Annotated in this window: 14 protein-coding genes; 10 read left to right on the forward strand and 4 right to left on the reverse strand. The window is 46.9% G+C overall.

Features of this window, described 5'->3' with window-relative positions; all coding sequences use genetic code 11:
- Window positions 1–284 precede the first annotated feature (284 nt).
- A complete protein-coding gene (locus tag H1R82_RS05665) occupies window positions 285–659 on the forward strand; it encodes an immunity 22 family protein (protein ID WP_037997288.1) in 375 nt (124 codons plus the stop codon).
- Between the two features lie 618 nt (window positions 660–1,277).
- Window positions 1,278–1,865 carry an MFS transporter gene (locus tag H1R82_RS05670; protein ID WP_181730742.1) on the forward strand — a complete coding sequence of 196 codons (588 nt, stop codon included), beginning with the start codon at window positions 1,278–1,280 and terminating at the stop codon, window positions 1,863–1,865.
- A 278-nt stretch (window positions 1,866–2,143) separates the two neighbouring features.
- Here the strand turns inward: H1R82_RS05670 and H1R82_RS14640 are convergent, their stop codons facing one another.
- A complete protein-coding gene (locus tag H1R82_RS14640; RefSeq protein ID WP_255347204.1) occupies window positions 2,144–2,278 on the reverse strand; it encodes a hypothetical protein in 135 nt (44 codons plus the stop codon).
- 207 nt (window positions 2,279–2,485) lie between these two features.
- On the opposite strand from H1R82_RS14640, the gene H1R82_RS05675 reads away from it, so the two are divergent.
- From H1R82_RS05675 to H1R82_RS05695, 5 genes are all read left to right on the forward strand, one after another.
- Window positions 2,486–2,791, forward strand: coding sequence for a DUF4870 domain-containing protein (locus H1R82_RS05675; RefSeq protein WP_181730741.1), 306 nt, complete (start codon window positions 2,486–2,488; stop codon window positions 2,789–2,791).
- Between the two features lie 104 nt (window positions 2,792–2,895).
- Window positions 2,896–3,615 (forward strand): thermonuclease family protein, encoded by a 720-nt coding sequence (locus H1R82_RS05680; RefSeq protein WP_181730740.1) that lies wholly within the window; start codon window positions 2,896–2,898, stop codon window positions 3,613–3,615.
- A gap of 6 nt (window positions 3,616–3,621) precedes the next feature.
- Window positions 3,622–4,566: a sporulation protein gene (locus tag H1R82_RS05685; RefSeq protein ID WP_181730739.1), complete on the forward strand. Its 945-nt coding sequence runs from the start codon at window positions 3,622–3,624 to the stop codon at window positions 4,564–4,566.
- 232 nt (window positions 4,567–4,798) lie between these two features.
- A complete protein-coding gene (locus H1R82_RS05690; RefSeq protein ID WP_181730738.1) occupies window positions 4,799–5,500 on the forward strand; it encodes an N-acetylmuramoyl-L-alanine amidase family protein in 702 nt (233 codons plus the stop codon).
- Between the two features lie 215 nt (window positions 5,501–5,715).
- Window positions 5,716–6,957 (forward strand): dicarboxylate/amino acid:cation symporter, encoded by a 1,242-nt coding sequence (locus H1R82_RS05695; protein ID WP_181730737.1) that lies wholly within the window; start codon window positions 5,716–5,718, stop codon window positions 6,955–6,957.
- A 36-nt stretch (window positions 6,958–6,993) separates the two neighbouring features.
- Here H1R82_RS05695 and H1R82_RS05700 read toward each other — a convergent pair whose 3' ends face one another.
- Together H1R82_RS05700 and H1R82_RS05705 are read right to left on the reverse strand one after the other, a co-directional pair.
- Window positions 6,994–7,875, reverse strand: a complete 882-nt coding sequence (locus tag H1R82_RS05700) for a R2-like ligand-binding oxidase (protein WP_181730736.1) — start codon at window positions 7,873–7,875, stop codon at window positions 6,994–6,996.
- A gap of 24 nt (window positions 7,876–7,899) precedes the next feature.
- The gene (locus tag H1R82_RS05705) at window positions 7,900–9,078 is read right to left on the reverse strand and encodes an iron-containing alcohol dehydrogenase (RefSeq protein WP_181730735.1); all 1,179 of its coding nucleotides are present in this window, start codon (window positions 9,076–9,078) and stop codon (window positions 7,900–7,902) included.
- Window positions 9,079–9,326: 248 nt separating this feature from the next.
- Between H1R82_RS05705 and pyc the strand changes: the two genes are divergently transcribed.
- From pyc to H1R82_RS05720, 3 genes are all read left to right on the forward strand, one after another.
- A complete protein-coding gene (gene pyc, locus H1R82_RS05710; protein ID WP_181730734.1) occupies window positions 9,327–12,764 on the forward strand; it encodes a pyruvate carboxylase in 3,438 nt (1,145 codons plus the stop codon).
- A 314-nt stretch (window positions 12,765–13,078) separates the two neighbouring features.
- On the forward strand, window positions 13,079–14,188 hold the full coding sequence (gene proB, locus H1R82_RS05715; protein WP_181730733.1) for a glutamate 5-kinase: 1,110 nt from the start codon (window positions 13,079–13,081) through the stop codon (window positions 14,186–14,188).
- Window positions 14,185–15,465, forward strand: coding sequence for a glutamate-5-semialdehyde dehydrogenase (locus H1R82_RS05720; protein ID WP_232333836.1), 1,281 nt, complete (start codon window positions 14,185–14,187; stop codon window positions 15,463–15,465). The genes proB and H1R82_RS05720 overlap by 4 nt, the downstream gene beginning before the upstream one ends.
- A 52-nt stretch (window positions 15,466–15,517) precedes the next feature.
- Here the strand turns inward: H1R82_RS05720 and H1R82_RS05725 are convergent, their stop codons facing one another.
- The gene (locus H1R82_RS05725) at window positions 15,518–16,900 is read right to left on the reverse strand and encodes an MDR family MFS transporter (protein ID WP_309544795.1); all 1,383 of its coding nucleotides are present in this window, start codon (window positions 16,898–16,900) and stop codon (window positions 15,518–15,520) included.
- Window positions 16,901–17,149 lie beyond the last annotated feature (249 nt).

The raw sequence follows: 17,149 nt of genomic DNA on the forward strand, positions 1-17,149 counted from the left end.
GATCCATGGGACTGGTTAAAGCAGTTATTGGATGGTACAGACGAACGTTTCAGAGCAGCCGGATTCCGCAATTATGATGATTTAAGAGAAATATTGAAAGAAGCATTTGAGATGGATGAGGATTTCAAACGGACTTTAATGTAAATGCTCTGATCCGGAAAGAGGATTTTGTTGGGCGATAAAGAGCTATATCGCCCTTTTTTGGTTCTTTTATATCTTAGCGTTTGGATTTCACAAACCCATCATCTTCAGCGGGAAAGATAAAAATTGAGGAGGAAAATTTTTTGGAGAAAAAAGGATATGTATCCATGTTCATTGGTGACGTAAGTTCGTTTGAAGAGCTGGAAAGCTATGTGATGCAAAGTTATACAGAGGACGGGGATTGGGTTAATTCGCAATTTGAAAAGGATTTTAGCATTGAATATTACGATGAAGATTTTTTAGAAGTGGAGTTTTACAATGAACCATCAAATGATTTGAGAGTTATTCTTAAGGGGTTTTCATATGATGAAAAGATAATTCCTGGATTTATCGGGATTTGCGGTGAGTATCTGGATCAAGAAGTGAATTCAGTTATTTTACTTTATAACTTTGCCTATGATGGAACCGTAAAAGAAACAAATCGGTTTCGGTTTTTGGGGGCGTTACCATATATGTAAATGAATAATGTTCCCATTTAAAGCATTGTGATTCCGTTTACAGGGACAACCCTAACACCATGGATCACTTCACATGGAAAGGAATTCAAAAGGTGTTAACCTTGGATGTGAAATAACAATTTTCCTGGCGGGTAAGATATGCCACGAAGTTGCTGAAATATGGTCTTTCGGGTAACGATTTGGGATCAGAAGGAGTAAGAGACTTGGATGAAGAGGATCCCACTGAAAAGTGGATTAAAGAAGTTTGTGATTTGACTGTTCATTGAAACCCATAATCAACTTTTACTCTTTTGCAATGGTTAGAACTTAAAAGGCTTAGAGGATTATTGGGGATTATTAGAAGAAGATGTCTTTCAGGATATCACCATCGATTTATGGTTATGAAGAATTAGTTGTTGTGTCGTTTGGTATAGAAGAGTCAAATTACGCTATCCGGTACCTCAAACCTCTTATTGACTGGTACCATTAGCTCTGGGGTTGATCGACCTGTTAGATTATAGAAAATTTTTTCAATTCGCTTTCGGGGCCGCTTTGGGGAGGTGTCGGTCGGGTTTATTGCCGCTTGGTTAGGCATTCCCTCCTTTTCCTATCCGGTGGCGTTGGCGGGCCCATGCTTTTTTGTCTGCGGGGGTGGTCCTGCTGGGGGTCATCAGCGGTTTGATCACCAGTATGTTGACCCCTTTTTTGCCGGTGATCATTAAAAACAGCGGATTCTCCATTACCAGTGTCGGGGTCCTCATGGCGGTGATCACGTTGGTTTGGGTGATCGTCTCTCCTTTTATTAGTGGAGAAAAAATCCATCACAGAAAAGTCCTGTTGTTTACCGGATCCCAAATTTTGACTGGTGTGGTGGTTTTGCTTTTGATGGTGAAATTCCCGCCCCTTGTGGTCATTGCCATTTTGGTTTTACGATCCGTTTTTTTATCTGTTTCCGTCATTACGGAACAGCTGATTCAATTGGAGATGTTTCCCGCAAACGTCGTCGGTCTGTTTTTTGGCCTGTCCCAATCCGCTTTTTTCGTCGGAGATGCACTCGGGGGATCGGTGGGAGGATGGCTGTACAGTTATCACATGAATGTTGCCATTCTCGTTTGCGGTGGGCTGACTTTGCTGAATGCGCTGTTGGTGCCTTTGTTGTTTGCAATCGTCAAAGCCAAAGAAAAACACCGGCTGGTTCATGATCAGTCTTTTCATAAGAATGTGTGAACTCCATGAAACCGCACAAATGTTGCGGGAGCCGGGTGCACCTTCAGACGTGAAAAACATATGATAAAAAGAGACACCAGCACGGTGTCTCTTTTTGAGAGAAGAAAAAAGGGTGTTGAGAATGTGATCTATGTGAGTTGTCCGTCCATACAGAGATGGTTGTCTTCGATGTTCAGAATGGATCTCTTATGTGATGTTGCTGAAAACGGTACTTTGCAAGTGCCGCTGCGATATTTCCACAGCGATGGCAGCAATCAATATCTGTCCGTATTTCAGAATCAGTAAGAGAGATCGGCAGTGGACCAGGTTTTGCATTTGGGGCAGCGGACCATGCTGCCGGGAAGTGCTTTGCACACTTCGGTTTTACATTTGTGGCAAATCACTGTGACGAGCTGGTCTTTTTTTGAGTGCATGCTGCTTCCCCCCAATCGGGAACGTGACTCCTAACATCGATTGTACATATTTTTATCAATTTGTAAATAATATTATAATTTTTCAGTAACCAGTCGTGGGTTTCGAATTTGGTTATCATATTCGGTAAAATAAAAAAGAAATTTGATTTTAAAGAGAAACAAAGAGGCCGTCCAAAACGGCTGGCCCATTTAAGGCGGGGTGATGAAATGGATGAGAAGTGGATCCGGGTGTTGCTTCATGCGAGCATCTGGTTTGCTCCGGTTTTGGTGCCATTGATTGTGTTTTTGTTTGGACACGACCGGGAATTAAAAAGATTGGCTTTGCAAGCATTGGTTTTTCACGGTTCCGTTTTGTCTCTGTTATGGATTTCCACCAATTTATTATGGATTCTGATCGGGTTTCCGTTCATCGTGGTTTTCGGCCTGGCGGCTTTTTTTGTTCCGTTGACGGGCATTATTCGTGCAGTGCAAAACCGTCCGTTTCAATATCCGGTCATTAAAAAGTGGATTTAAATTTTCTTTACCGAATTTGATTTTTAATCAGGGGTGTGGTAATTTAGAAAAGAAGTACAAATGGAAATATATACAGATCGATTATGAAAAAAGGAGTAGGAATGGTGAGGAGTTTCAGAAAGCTGTCAATTTGGGGTTTGTTGGTTGCGTTGCTCATGGCTGCCGGCTGTGGAAACGATGAGAAAGTGGAAGTGCCCAAACAATCCGTCACCGTGATTGACGGGGACACGATAAAAATCAAGTTGAAGAATAAAGAGGAAACCGTCCGGCTGCTGTTGGTGGATACGCCGGAAACCAATCATCCTCAGCTGGGAAAACAACCGCTCGGGGAGGAAGCCAAAGCGTTTACCAAACAATTGATCGAAAAAGCCAAGAAAATTGAGCTGGAAAAAGAAGAGAACAAAAGAGACAAATACGGACGTTTCCTCGCCTATGTCCATGTGGACGGGAAACTGTTGCAGGAAGAGTTGGTGAAAAACGGTTTGGCCCGGGTCGCCTATGTGGATGATCCGAAAGCCAAGTATCTGGAAGATCTGAATCAGGCGCAAAAAGAGGCGGAAAGCAAGAAAGCCGGCATTTGGCAATGGGATCAGTATGTTCAGAAAAACGGATTTAAGGTGGAATCTTTGCAGGATGAAACCAATATTTTTGTTGCAAGCAAAAACAGCGATGTTTATCACCCGATCGGATGCAAAGCGGTGAAAGACATCAAACCGGACAATATCATTTATTATTATTCCGAACAGGATGCGATGAAAGACAAGCGTAAACGCAGTCAGGTGAAAGAATGCTGGGATCATTATCATGAATTGATGGGAAGGTGATGAAACGTGTTGAAGGATCTGATGGCCCGGTTTGGCAAAGGGGCGGCCAAAGTGGATTTGGTGTTGGATCAGAGCCGGTTCCAATTGGGGGACACCGTGGAAGGAAAATTGCTCATTCATGGCGGCGAGGTTGAACAAAAGATCAACAAGATTGATGTGAAGCTGGAAGTCATCATCCGGCACGGGGATACGGATCATGTTCATACCATCACATCGATTCCCTTTTATGAATCATTTACCATCCGCCCCGGCGAAACCAGGGAATTTCCGTTTGCATACCAATTGCCTTATGACCTTTTGATTTCAGGAAACTACGTCACCTATTATTTTCACACCGATTTGGATATTGCCGGCGGGGTGGATCAAAAGGATCGCGATTACATAGAAATCCTTTGTCCCGCGCCATTGCAAAAAGTGCTTGACGCTTTGGGCCAATTGGGTTTCAGGGAAAAGCATGACTCCAGGGAGTTTAACGGACGGGTGCAGGAATTTGAACTTTTCCCGACCGGTTTCTTGCAGGGGCAAGCGGAAGAATTGGAGTTTGTCGCCGCCGTTCAGCCGGACGGAATCCGGTTGTTGCTGGAACTGGAATTTTACTCTTCTTTTGGAGGCAAACAAGAGGTCAAACGGGAAGTTTTCATTTCCAATGAAGAATTGGAGCCGGAGTCTGAGTTGGTCGGGCGGCTGCAGCAAATTTTGAGCGAAATGGCGGAGGCGCAAGGCGGATATCATGGAAGCTTTTCTCATGAACCGGTTTACCATGAACACAGCCACGGCCACAGCCATGGTTCTTCCGGATTGGCCGGAGCCATTGGCGGCTTTGCAGCCGGCATGATCGGCGGGATGATCATGAATGAAGTGATTGATGAATTGATGGATGACGACGATGATGACGACGACGATGATGATGCATTGGAAGAATTGGAAGATTTCTTCGAAGATGAAGATTAATCCAAAAAGTGATGAATGACCCGGTGGTTGTTCATCACTTTTTTTATTTCCGGGCGGTTCTAAGTGGAAGAAATCGGAAGAAAGAATATCATAAAATGATAATGATAGAATTTAAGATTGACAGATTTCAACCGGAGCAGCAGGGTTTATTTTTTGTTGTGAAGAATTAATTCTAATGGAGAATGAATTATCTGAATGTTGCGTCTGTCAATCTGTTTCAGGGGGGATGCCGATGAGCGTGTATGTTGTGATTGACCCGGGGCACGGCGGGAAAGACCCGGGGGCCAGTGCCCATGGATTGGCGGAAAAAGATGTGGTTCTTCAAATTTCCAAAAAAATGAATGATTATTTTGGGGAGTATAAAGGGGTTACAGTTTCCCTGACCCGTTGGGATGACCGTTATCTGGATTTGAATGAGCGGGCCGATTTTGCCAATGCAAGAAACTGTGATCTCTTTTTGTCGATTCATATCAATTCGGCCAGCTCTTCGCAAGCAGAGGGATTCGAAACGTATATTCACCCGGACGCCGCATCCAAAACCAAGAATCATCAAAATCAACTTCATTCGACTATCACCAATTATTTATCCCGATACCAAATCAAAGACCGGGGCAAAAAGCAAGCAAACTTTGCGGTGCTTCGCAATACAAAGATGCCGGCCATATTGATTGAAAATCTTTTTATCACCAATGAAAGGGAAAATCAATTATTAAAAGACGGCAAGTTTATCGATGGTTTGGCCCAATCCATTGTGGAAGGGGTTGCCCGCATTTACGGTTTGGAAAAGAAAAAAACGGAACCAAAACCGATGTACCGCATTACGGTGAATGGAAAAGTGATCTGTGACACAGCGTATGAATCGAAAATCACGGAAGCCGTTCTCGAGGCGGTGAGAAAAGGAGCCGACGAAATTCAATTGAACAAATTGACTTAAAGAAAGGGAAGGAGGATGCATTCCTCCTTCTTTAATTCTGTTGATCATATCCGGGAGATATTCTGAATAGAAATAATCATATCTATTTTGCATATATATGATCTTTTATAATAAAATATTTTAAAATATTGAAAGAGAAAAGAGATCTATTGGACAAGGCTTCGGATGGAAGGATGGAGCAATTGTTCAGACCGTGGGTCGTGGAGGTGTACCGGATGAATAAATTGTTGAAAAATATGACTTTTCAAGTTCTGTCGGCCATTTTCGCAGGGATCTTGCTGGGGGTCTTTGTTCCGGATGTTGCCAAAATGATGAAACCATTGGGAGAAATGTTTATCAACATGGTAAAAATGGTGATTGCCCCGTTAATATTTTTTACCATCGTACTTGGCATTGCCAAAATGGGAGACATGAAAAAAGTGGGCAGGGTCGGGGGAAAAGCGCTGATCTATTTTGAAATCGTTACCACGTTTGCTTTGGCGATCGGACTGATTGTTGCCAATTGGGTGGAACCCGGTGAAGGAGTGAACATTCATGCAACCCAAGCTGAAAGCGACCAAGTGAGTGAATACGCCCACGAAGGGGAAAAAATGAAGTTATCCGATTTCATCATTCATATCATTCCGTCCAATGCAGTGGAAGCTTTCGCGAAGGGGGATATCTTGCAAGTTGTTTTCTTTGCGGTTTTGTTCGGGTTTGCCCTCGTTTTGCTGGGAGAGCCGGGAAAGCCTGTGATTGATTTGTTTGACCGGATTTCCAACGTATTCTTTAAAATCGTGAACATCGTGATGAAAGCGGCTCCGGCGGGGGCATTCGGGGCGATGGCTTTCACCATCGGAAATTATGGTTTGGCGACGTTGATTCCGCTTGGAAAATTGATGTTGTCGGTTTATGCAACCATGTTTTTGTTTGTGTTTGTGATCCTGAATTTGATTTGCAAAATGTACGGTTTCAGTCTCCTGAAATATTTAAAATATATCAAGGAAGAGTTGCTGATTGTGCTCGGCACCTCTTCGTCGGAATCGGTCTTGCCGCAAATGATGAAAAAAATGGAGAAGGCAGGGTGTTCGAAATCAGTGGTCGGCTTGGTCATTCCGACCGGCTATTCCTTTAATTTGGACGGAACCAGCATTTATTTGACCATGGCGGTTGTGTTTTTGGCACAGGTCAGCGGAGTGGATTTGACCCTGACCCAGGAGCTGACCATCCTGGCCATTTTGATGTTGACATCCAAAGGGGCCGCCACCGTAACCGGGGGAGGGTTCATTGTTTTGGCTTCCACCCTGAGCGCCATGCAAGTGATTCCCATGGAAGGCTTGGCGCTGTTGTTGGGAGTGGACCGGTTCATGTCTGAAGCACGGGCCATTGTCAATATGATCGGAAACGGGATTGCCACATTGGTGGTGGCCAAAAGTGAAAAAGAGTATCATCCGGACGGAGAAGATACGTTGAAATGAGAGAAAAACCACACCTTAAAAAGGTGTGGTTTCTTGTTACAACCCGTCAGCAGAGAGGGCATCCGGAGAGGTGGGATCGAATGTGCCGTTTTTGGCCCGGGACAATATCTCGATCCGGACGTTGATTTGTTTTTCGGCAAAGCGCCGGATTTTTTTCATATCCACTCCCAGCGGGCTGATTCCTTCCTGATAGCGGGATACAATTTCCATCCCGTATGGCGCCAGTTCTTCCATTTTTTTGACGAACCGGTCAAACAGGGAAGGTTTTTCGTGAATCAACCGTTGCAAGAGATAGGTGCCATAGCTGATATGGCGCGATTCGTCCAATTTCAAATAACCGATTCCTTCCATCAACCCCGGCATCAGACCGGATTTGTCCAGCCCTTCATGGAAACTGGCGTAACCGGTTTCCGCCAACACGCCTTCCACAAACATGTTGTAAGTGGTGGCGGCATCCACGATCGCTTCGGGTGAAGCATCATGCAACAAGCGGTTCATGGATTCCGGAAGCATTTCGTTGAAAATTTTGCGGTATGCAGGGGAATGGTACCGGGAAAGATCACCGGTTTCCCCGATTTCATTGAGAAACAGCCGGAAAAATTCCGTATGTTTGGCTTCATCGAATAAAAATGTCGTCAGATACATTTCCTCTTCCAGGCGCCCTTCTTTGGCGATGACCATGATCAGAGGCAGCAAATCAACGGTGACCGCCTCTTCTCCGGCCAAAAAACTGGAAGACCGTGCCCGGATTTCTTCTCTTTGTTGTTCGGTCATCCGTTCCCAATCTTTTTTGTCCTTCGAAAAGTCGATGGACCCCGGGTTCCATGTACCGGCACGTTTGGCTTTTTGATAAAGCTGATAAGGAAATGAATCAATCTGGAGACCTCCCGGACGGGTTGACTGGAATTCCTTGCGCATGTGTCGCATTACCTCCTTTGCATTTCAAGCGTTGATGGGTTGGTCAAAAACTTCACGAACGATCCTTAAGATGATCTCATCAGGAATCGGATAAATCCCTGCCGGATCCTGTTTTACCAGCGAAACCAATTCCTGCCCGAGTTCAGGGGTGAAATGCCAATCAGCAAATGTATCCGGCAATCCCACGCCTTTTCGGAATTCTCTCAGGAACCCGGTGACGTCATCAAGCGTCGGTGGAACGCCGATGATTTTGGAAAATGATTCGATTCGCGGCTGATAGAATGCGGGAAGGGCTTCCATGACAACAGGCAACAAGACCGCATTGGCCAGCCCGTGCGGAATCCCGAACCGGGCGCCGAGGGCATGGGACAAATTGTGAACGGGAATGGCTGTCAACGTGTAACAAAAAGCGATAATGGCCAATGAACTGGCAATCAGCATTTGTTCACGGGCTTCGAGATGGTCTCCTTTTTCCACCGCCACCGGAAGGTGTTTTAAAATCATTTGCATGGATTGGATGGCGAACGCATCCGTGTACGGATGAGCGGTCGGTGAAAAAAAGGCTTCCACGGCATGGGTGAGTGCATCCATTCCGGTTGCAGCCGTCATTTTGGGCGGCAAACTGACAGTCAGCTCCGGATCGAGAATCGCAATATCGGCAGCGATATAGGGATGAAACAGATTGGCTTTTTTCTGATATTTCTCATGAAAGATGACAGCCACCGGAGAGACTTCGGAACCCGTGCCGGCCGTGGTCGGGATGGCAATATGCGGAACCGGAACGGGTTTTGCTTTCGGCGGGGTTATTTTTACAGCCGGTTGAAGGACTTCGTGAATCTCCTGTTTCCCCAAATGCAAAAGCCATTTGACTCCTTTGACGGTATCCAGGACACTCCCGCCTCCCAAAGCGATGAGTGCATTCGCTTGGCGGTCCCGGAAAAATTCGGCCGCATGATTGATCTTTTCCCCTTTGGCGTCTTGCTCGATTTCATCGAATATTCCGACCAATTCAACAGGTTTTGCCGTCTGCTCCAGGATCTTTTTGATTTTTTCCGTGACGCCGGCTCGGGTCAAACCTTTGTCGGTGAAAAGGACCACCCGTTTTCCTCCCAGTCCGTACACGAATTCAGCCAAACGGGAACTAGTCCCTGCACCGATGTGGACTTGGGAATGGAGAAAAAATTGGAAGGAAGAAGAAGTCATTTTTTCACCCCTGTATGTGTTATATTGATAAAAACAAATGAATATTTAAAAGGATCGGTCGGCCTGTGGCTTATAAAAGTATCCTCCCTTTTTTATTATACAATGTTTTCTTTTTTGAAAGCGATTAATATTTAATAAGATTCTAATTGTCTTACATTAATATTTGTAAGATATTTAGAAATATATTTGTTTAGATTATAATGTTTGTAATGGAGAGGTTAGACTTTTTTCGCGAAAGGAGTACAGGTATGAAGCATTTTTCGAAAGTTTTAGTAGCCAATCGTGGCGAAATTGCTACCCGGATTTTTCGCGCTTGCACCGAGCTGGGGATTCGCACGGTCGCTGTTTACACCGAGCAGGACAGCTTGTCCCTTCATCGTTACAAAGCGGATGAAGCTTATCTGATCGGCGAGGGAAAAGGCCCGATTGAAGCGTATTTGGATATTGATGCCATCTTGGAAGTAGCAAAACGCCATGATGTGGATGCTATTCATCCCGGTTACGGCTTTTTGGCGGAAAATGCCGAATTTGCCAAACGATGCAAAGAAGAGGGGATTGTATTTATCGGTCCGTCCCCGGAGCATATCAAGATGTTTGGCGATAAGGTGGAAGCCCGTGAAATGGCTGTTAAAGCCGGGATTCCGGTCATTCCTGGTACCCCTGATCCGATTCAGTCACTGAAAGAAGCGCAAGAGTTTACGGAAAAGCACGGATTTCCGGTCATCATCAAAGCAGCTTCCGGTGGAGGCGGCCGCGGGATGCGGATTGTCCGCAAGGCGGAGGAATTGAAAGACGCGGTCGAACGGGCCCGGTCCGAAGCGAAATCCGCTTTTGGCAATGCCGCGGTTTATATCGAGAAATATTTGGAAAATCCTAAACATATCGAAGTGCAAATTTTGGCAGACTCTTACGGGAATGTCGTACATCTGTATGACCGGGATTGTTCCATCCAACGCCGCCATCAAAAAGTGATTGAAGTGGCGCCGAGTGTGTCGCTGGATGAGGATTTGCGCGAACAGATTTGTGAAGCGGCTTTGAATCTGATGAAAAAAGCCCGTTACATCAACGCCGGAACGGTTGAATTTTTGGTCACCGGTGATCAAAAGTTTTACTTCATCGAAGTGAATCCGCGGGTGCAGGTGGAGCACACCATCACGGAATTAATCACCGGGGTGGACATCGTGCAATCCCAAATCCGGATTGCGGAAGGATATGCTTTAACCGATCCGGAAGTGGGCGTGCCGGCACAGTCGGAAATCACCACCCGCGGGTATGCGATTCAATGCCGTGTGACCACCGAGGACCCGGAGCGCGATTTCCTGCCGGAAACGGGGAAATTGCTTGCGTACCGCTCGGGCGGCGGATTCGGCATCCGGTTGGATTCCGGTAACGCTTATCCCGGGGCGGTCATTACACCGCACTACGATTCATTGTTGGTGAAAGTTTCTTCCTGGGCGATGACTTACGAACAAGCGGCCCAAAAAATGTTGCGCACGTTGAGGGAATTCCGGGTCCGCGGAGTGAAAACCAATATTCCGTTTATGGAAAATGTGGTGCAACATCCGGTGTTTTTAAGCGGGAAGTATGATACTTCGTTCATTGACACAACACCGGAATTGTTTGAGTTTCCAAAGCGGAGAGACCGTGGAACCAAACTGTTGAATTATATCGGTCAGACGGTCGTCAACGGTTATCCGGGATTGCCCAAAGACAAGAAGCCCAACTTTCCCAAACCACGTGTGCCCGTGGTTCCTTATGACCGGGAATATCCGCGCGGAACGAAGCAAATTTTGGACGAGCAGGGAGCCGAAGGGCTGATTGACTGGATTCGAAACAGCGAGCGCCTTTTAGTGACGGATACGACCTTTCGCGATGCCCATCAGTCTTTGTTTGCCACCAGAATGCGCACCTATGATTTATTAAAAATTGCTGAAGCGACGGGAAAACTGGCTCCGGGATTGTTCTCGCTGGAGATGTGGGGAGGAGCCACTTTTGATACGGCAATGCGCTTTTTAAATGAAGATCCTTGGGAAAGATTGCACTTACTTCGTGAACGGATTCCCAATATTTTGTTTCAAATGCTGTTCAGAGGCGCCAATGCGGTGGGTTACACCAATTATCCCGATAATGTGATCCGGAAGTTTGTGCAACTGGCTGCAAAGAGCGGCATTGACGTTTTCCGGATTTTTGACAGCTTAAACTGGATTGAAGGCATGCGGGTGGCGATCGATGCCGTGCGCGAAACCGGAAAAATTGCCGAAGCGACCATTTGTTACACCGGGGATATCACGGATCCGTCCCGCAACAAATACACGCTGAAATATTATGTGGAGCTGGCCAAAGAGTTGGAAAAAGCGGGGGCGCAAATCCTGGCGATAAAAGATATGGCCGGATTGTTGAAACCATTTGCGGCTTATCAGCTGGTGAAAGCTTTAAAAGAAGAGATCGGCATTCCGATTCATTTGCACACGCATGATACCAGCGGAGTGCAGATGTCGACGCTGATCAAGGCTTATGAAGCCGGAGTCGACATTGTGGATACCGCCATCAGTTCCATGTCCGGATTTACTTCACAGCCCAGCCTGAATGGGTTGGTTGCCGCATTGCGTGGTGATAAGAGAGAAACCGGATTGGATTTGCAGGAGATCCAAAAGCTTTCCGATTACTGGGAAGATGTGCGGGCTTATTATGCCGGCTTTGAAAGTGACATCAAATCACCGACCGCCGAAGTGTATGTCCATGAAATGCCGGGCGGACAATACACCAACTTGCGCCAGCAGGCGAATGCGGTCGGTCTGGGCGATCGCTGGGATGAAGTGAAAAAAGCTTATGCCACGGTAAACAAAATGTTTGGAGACATTGTCAAAGTCACTCCTTCTTCCAAAGTGGTCGGGGACATGGCCCTGTTTATGGTGCAAAACAACCTGTCGGAACAGGATGTTTATGAAAAAGGCCACCGTTATGACTTCCCGGAATCGGTCATTCAGTTTTTCCAAGGTTATTTGGGTCAACCGCCGGGGGGATTTCCGGAAAAACTGCGTGATATCATTTTAAAAGGACGCGAATATTTCACTTGCCGGCCGGGCGAGTTACTGGAGCCGGTGGATTTCGGGCAAGTCCAAAAAGAGCTGGAAGAAAAAACCGGGCGGGCGGTCAATGAGTACGATGTGATGAGTTACATCATGTATCCGAAGGTGTTCTTGGACAAAGAAGAAAAAACCAAAGAATTCGGGGATCTCTCCGTACTGGATACGCCCACGTTCTTCTACGGGCTCCGTTACGGGGAAGAGATCAAAGTGGAGATTGAAACGGGGAAAACCTTGATTGTCAAATTGATTACGGTCGGGCCGTTGGCTCCGGACGGTACACGGACGGTGTATTATGAATTAAACGGGCAACCGCGTGAAGTGACCGTTCGCGATTTGTCAGCCAAAGCAACGGTCGAATCGCGCCGCAAAGCGGATCCGGACGTGACAGGCCATGTGGGCGCCACGATGCCGGGGCATGTGGTGAAAATCTTGGTCGAGAAAGGGGACAAGGTGAAGAAAGGAGAACACCTTGCCGTCACCGAGGCCATGAAGATGGAAACGACGATTCAGGCGCCGTTTGACGGTGTGGTCAAGGAAATTCATGTGAAAAATGGAGATGCCATCGAGACAGGGGACTTGTTGATTGAAATGGAGTAAAGATTGACAAACCGGCCGGATGTCATGTATATAAATGTATAAAACTTGCATATCAAAGTGCGATGACAGAGTGAATCAATCCGGAGCGATGCACAGAGAGCGGGTTTCGCGGCTGGAAAAACCCGTCATTTAACCGGATTGTCCCGCCTCTGGAGCGATCCGTGAAAAGCGGATTCGGTGAGCATGGCCGTTATCCAGTAAAGGGGATGCGTCTTACGAATGGTGTGGGACGCATCAATGAAGGTGGTACCGCGAAATAGCCTTTCGTCCTTCAGGGATGAAAGGCTTTTTTTGTTTAGAGGGAGGAAGAAGGCATGGGAAAAAAGCGTGTTGTGGTGAAAGTCGGCTCCAGCAGCCTGACGGAAGCGGGCGGCGTCTTGTCAGAGAGAAAAATCAATCCGTTGGTCGGGCAAATTGCCGCCCTGATCCGGCAAGGAATGGAAGTGATCCTTGTGTCGTCCGGAGCGGTTGCCGCCGGGATCGGACGGTTGGGATGGACCCCGGCTTCGATCACTATTCCGGAAAAGCAGGCGGCTGCCGCGGTGGGCCAGAGTGCACTCATGGATACGTACCAGAAATACTTTCAACAACATGGTTTTCCGGTGGCCCAGTTATTGCTCACGCGCTTGGACCTGGAGGACCGGAAGCGGTTTATTCACATTCGCAATACCATCGAAACGTTGTTGAAAAAGGGGATTGTTCCTATTGTCAATGAAAATGACTCGGTGGCCGTCGATGAAATTCGCGTGGGGGATAACGATACTTTGAGCAGTCTGGTGGCCATTGTGGCCCAGGCAGACCTTTTGGTGATGTTGACAGACATTGACGGCTTGTATACCAAAGATCCCCGCAAAGATCCCGAAGCCAAAAAAATTGAGGAAGTGCATGTCATCACCAAGGAGTTGGAAGAGATAGCCGGGGGTTCCGGAAGCATCGTGGGAACCGGCGGAATGCGGACCAAAATGACTGCGGCCAAAATCGCGGTCCGATCCGGAATGCAGGTGGTGATTGCGTCCGGCAAAGAACCGGATGCATTAAGAAAAATTGTGCAAGGGGAAAAAGTGGGAACCTGTTTCCATCCGCACAGCCGTTTGCCGAGCAAAAAATCATGGCTGGCGTTCAGCACCCGGGTCAAGGGGAAAATCACGGTCGATTCCGGGGCAAAAGAGGCGCTGGTCCGGTTCAACAAAAGCCTGCTGTTGGGCGGAGTGGTCTGTGTCAGCGGAACTTTTTTGGAAGGAGCCGTCGTGGAAATTTGCGATTTGTCCGGCCGCTCCATCGGCAAAGGGATTTCCAGCTTTTCCAGTGCCGATCTCAATCTCTTGCTGGAACGAAAAGCTTGGGATCAGGGGAATGAACGGATTCATGAAGTGGTTCACCGGGATATGATGGTGATTTTGAAGGAGGAGGAGAAAGTCTTATGATGACGGTTGATTTGCAAGACATGGTGAAAAAGAAAACACGAAAAGCCAAACAAGCTTCACGGCAATTGACAATGGTTTCCGCCCGGGAAAAAAACGAAGCTTTGATGCGTATGGGCGAGAAATTGTGGCAGATGCGGGACCGGATTTTTGAAGCCAACCAGAAAGATTTGGAAGCCGCCATCCAAAACGGCTTGTCCAAAGCGAAACAGGACCGTCTGCTGTTGAATGAAAAGCGCCTTGCCGACATGATTGAGGGGCTGAAAGTATTGGCCCAAAGCCAGGACCCGGTCGGCGAGGTGATGGAAACCCATCTCCGCCCGAACGGATTGCAAGTGGATAAAGTGCGCGTTCCGTTCGGGGTGATTGCCATCATTTACGAATCACGGCCCAATGTCACCGTGGATGCCGCCGGTCTGGCATTGAAAGCCGGCAATGCCATTGTCCTTCGCGGAGGGAAAGAGGCGATCTTCTCCAATCAGGCGCTGGTTCGGGTCATGTGTGAAGGGCTGGCGGAAACAAAGATTCCGGTTGATTCCATTCAATTGATTGATCGGACCGGGCGGGATACGATTGATTATTTGATCCGGGACAAAGAGTCGGTCGACCTGGTGATTCCGCGCGGGGGAGCCGGATTGATTCAACGGGTTGTGCAAAATGCCCATGTGCCGGTCATTGAAACCGGTGTGGGAAATTGTCATATCTATGTGCATGCTTCCGCGGATTTCATGATGGCCCGGTCGGTGGTGGTCAATGCCAAAACCCAACGTCCTTCGGTTTGTAATGCCATGGAAACCCTTTTGGTTGATCAGAGCATTGCGGAGGAATTTTTGCCTTTTTTGGCCCGGGAGTTGGCCGACCGGGGAGTGCAGGTCAAAGGATGTGAACAAACCTGCCGCATTTTGCAAGATGAACCTTCGCTGAAGATCGAACCGGCCGCAGAAGAAGATTACGACACCGAGTTTTTGGATTTGATCCTGGCTGTGAAAGTGGTTCAGGGAACCGGGGAAGCGCTCCGGCACATTGAACGGTTTGGGACGGGCCATTCCGAAGCCATCATTGCCGAAGATCAAAAAGCGGCGGATGCCTTTTTGACACAAGTGGATGCGGCGGCCGTGTATCACAATGCTTCCACCCGTTTTACCGACGGGGCTGAGTTTGGATTCGGCGCCGAAATGGGGATTTCCACCCAGAAATTGCATGCACGGGGCCCCATGGGATTGAAAGAGCTCACCAGTTACAAATATGTGATCCGGGGAACCGGACAGATCCGGGAATAAATATAAAGAAAGGGAATAGCAAGCGTGGCCGCTTTTGCCATTCCCTTTTTGCTTACATACTAGGTAGCATCCAGTGATGGAGAAAACTCAGCTTTTCCCCATAGTGTTGTGTCGCCCAAAACAAAAGTCCGGTCAGAATCGAGATGAGCGGAATGATTTTGAACGAGAATTTGATGATGGGCATCAATTTTAAGTCGTTGAGCACTTTGTATATGATCAACATGGCGCCGATGCCCTGTTTTTTCATGTATTTGCGATAGCCGATGGCATAGAACCAAATAATATGTAAGGCAATCAACGCAATGATCCACCACATCACCGGCGCCCCGACTTGATTGTACAGCCAGCTGCCCACCAACGGCCCCCAACTCAATCCGATCTGTGCCAGATTGGCGGCTCCGTAATAGGCACCGCGAAACCGGTCATTGCTCAACTGGTCAATCATTTGGCTGCTTACCGGGAAAATGAAAATCTCCCCGATGGTGAATAAAATGGTTCCGCTGATAAAAATCAATTCCTGGTTTCCCAGCGAAAGCGAGGCATATCCCGCGGAAAACAGCAGGACCCCCAGCAAAATACTGCTCAACGGGTTTCTCTGTTCCGCCCAGTTGGTGATAAAGGGCTGGAACAAGATGACAATGGCTGCATTGATCATTAACAAGAAGGAATAGATTCGTTCCCCGTTCACGATTTCATTGGTCAGAAACATCGGCAAGCTTGTTTCCAATTGTGAATAAATGCCGTAAAAGATCATACTGCCTATGATGTAGTATCCCAATGTTTGGTCTTTTCTCATAAGATGCAAGCATTCGGACAACTGAACCTTGCCTTCATCCCTGGAATGTCGGATTTCCTTCTTGTATTTGAGCAGAAATCCGATTTGCATTAGGGAGTAAAAAGCATATAACAAACCGGTAAGGACAAAGGTGTAAGGTCCGATCGACTGGAACAAAAAAGTCCCCAGCAAAGGACCGATCACCATGCCGATATTGATGGCCATATAACGGTAACTGAATACTTTCAGTCGTTTTCTTTGTACGGTTAAGTCCGCCATTAACGCTTGGGAAGTGGGTTCAAAAAAAGCGCGGCACAAGCCGTGGGAAAAGCTTAACAGGATAAACGTGACATACTCTTGTGCCAACACGAACCCGAAAAAACAAAAGGTCCAGGCTGCCAAAGAAATGACGATAATAAACCCGCGACCAAACAAGTCAGACAAATAACCGCCAACAAATCCCCCTAATGCCGCACCCAATCCCATCACTCCGAGGATGATCCCGACTTGCATCGGGGTGAAATGAATGTGATGGGTTAAATAAAACACCAAAAATGGCAGGCTCATAAAAGAGGCAGTTCTGGTAAAACCGGTTCCAAAAAGAAGAAACAGAACCATTGGATGCATTCGTTCTTGTTGATGCCGTTCTCTTCTCGACATCAAAACGGGTTGATGGTTTGTAATGAGACACCACCTCTTTGACGGGGATCAATCGTTAAACAAAATAATGCTCATGCTACACTAGTAAAAACAAAAACAGGAAGAAAACATTCCCATCTCCATCTTAACGGTTATTTTGAAAATTACAATATATAAATTTTGAAGTTCCTTTTAAATAGCTCATCGATTTTTCTATTAACACCCTGTTTTGAAATATTTTAGGCGATTAGACTATAAAATATATAATAT

Source organism: Thermoactinomyces intermedius, from assembly GCF_013912365.1.
Classification (GTDB): Bacteria; Bacillota; Bacilli; order Thermoactinomycetales; family Thermoactinomycetaceae; genus Thermoactinomyces; species Thermoactinomyces intermedius.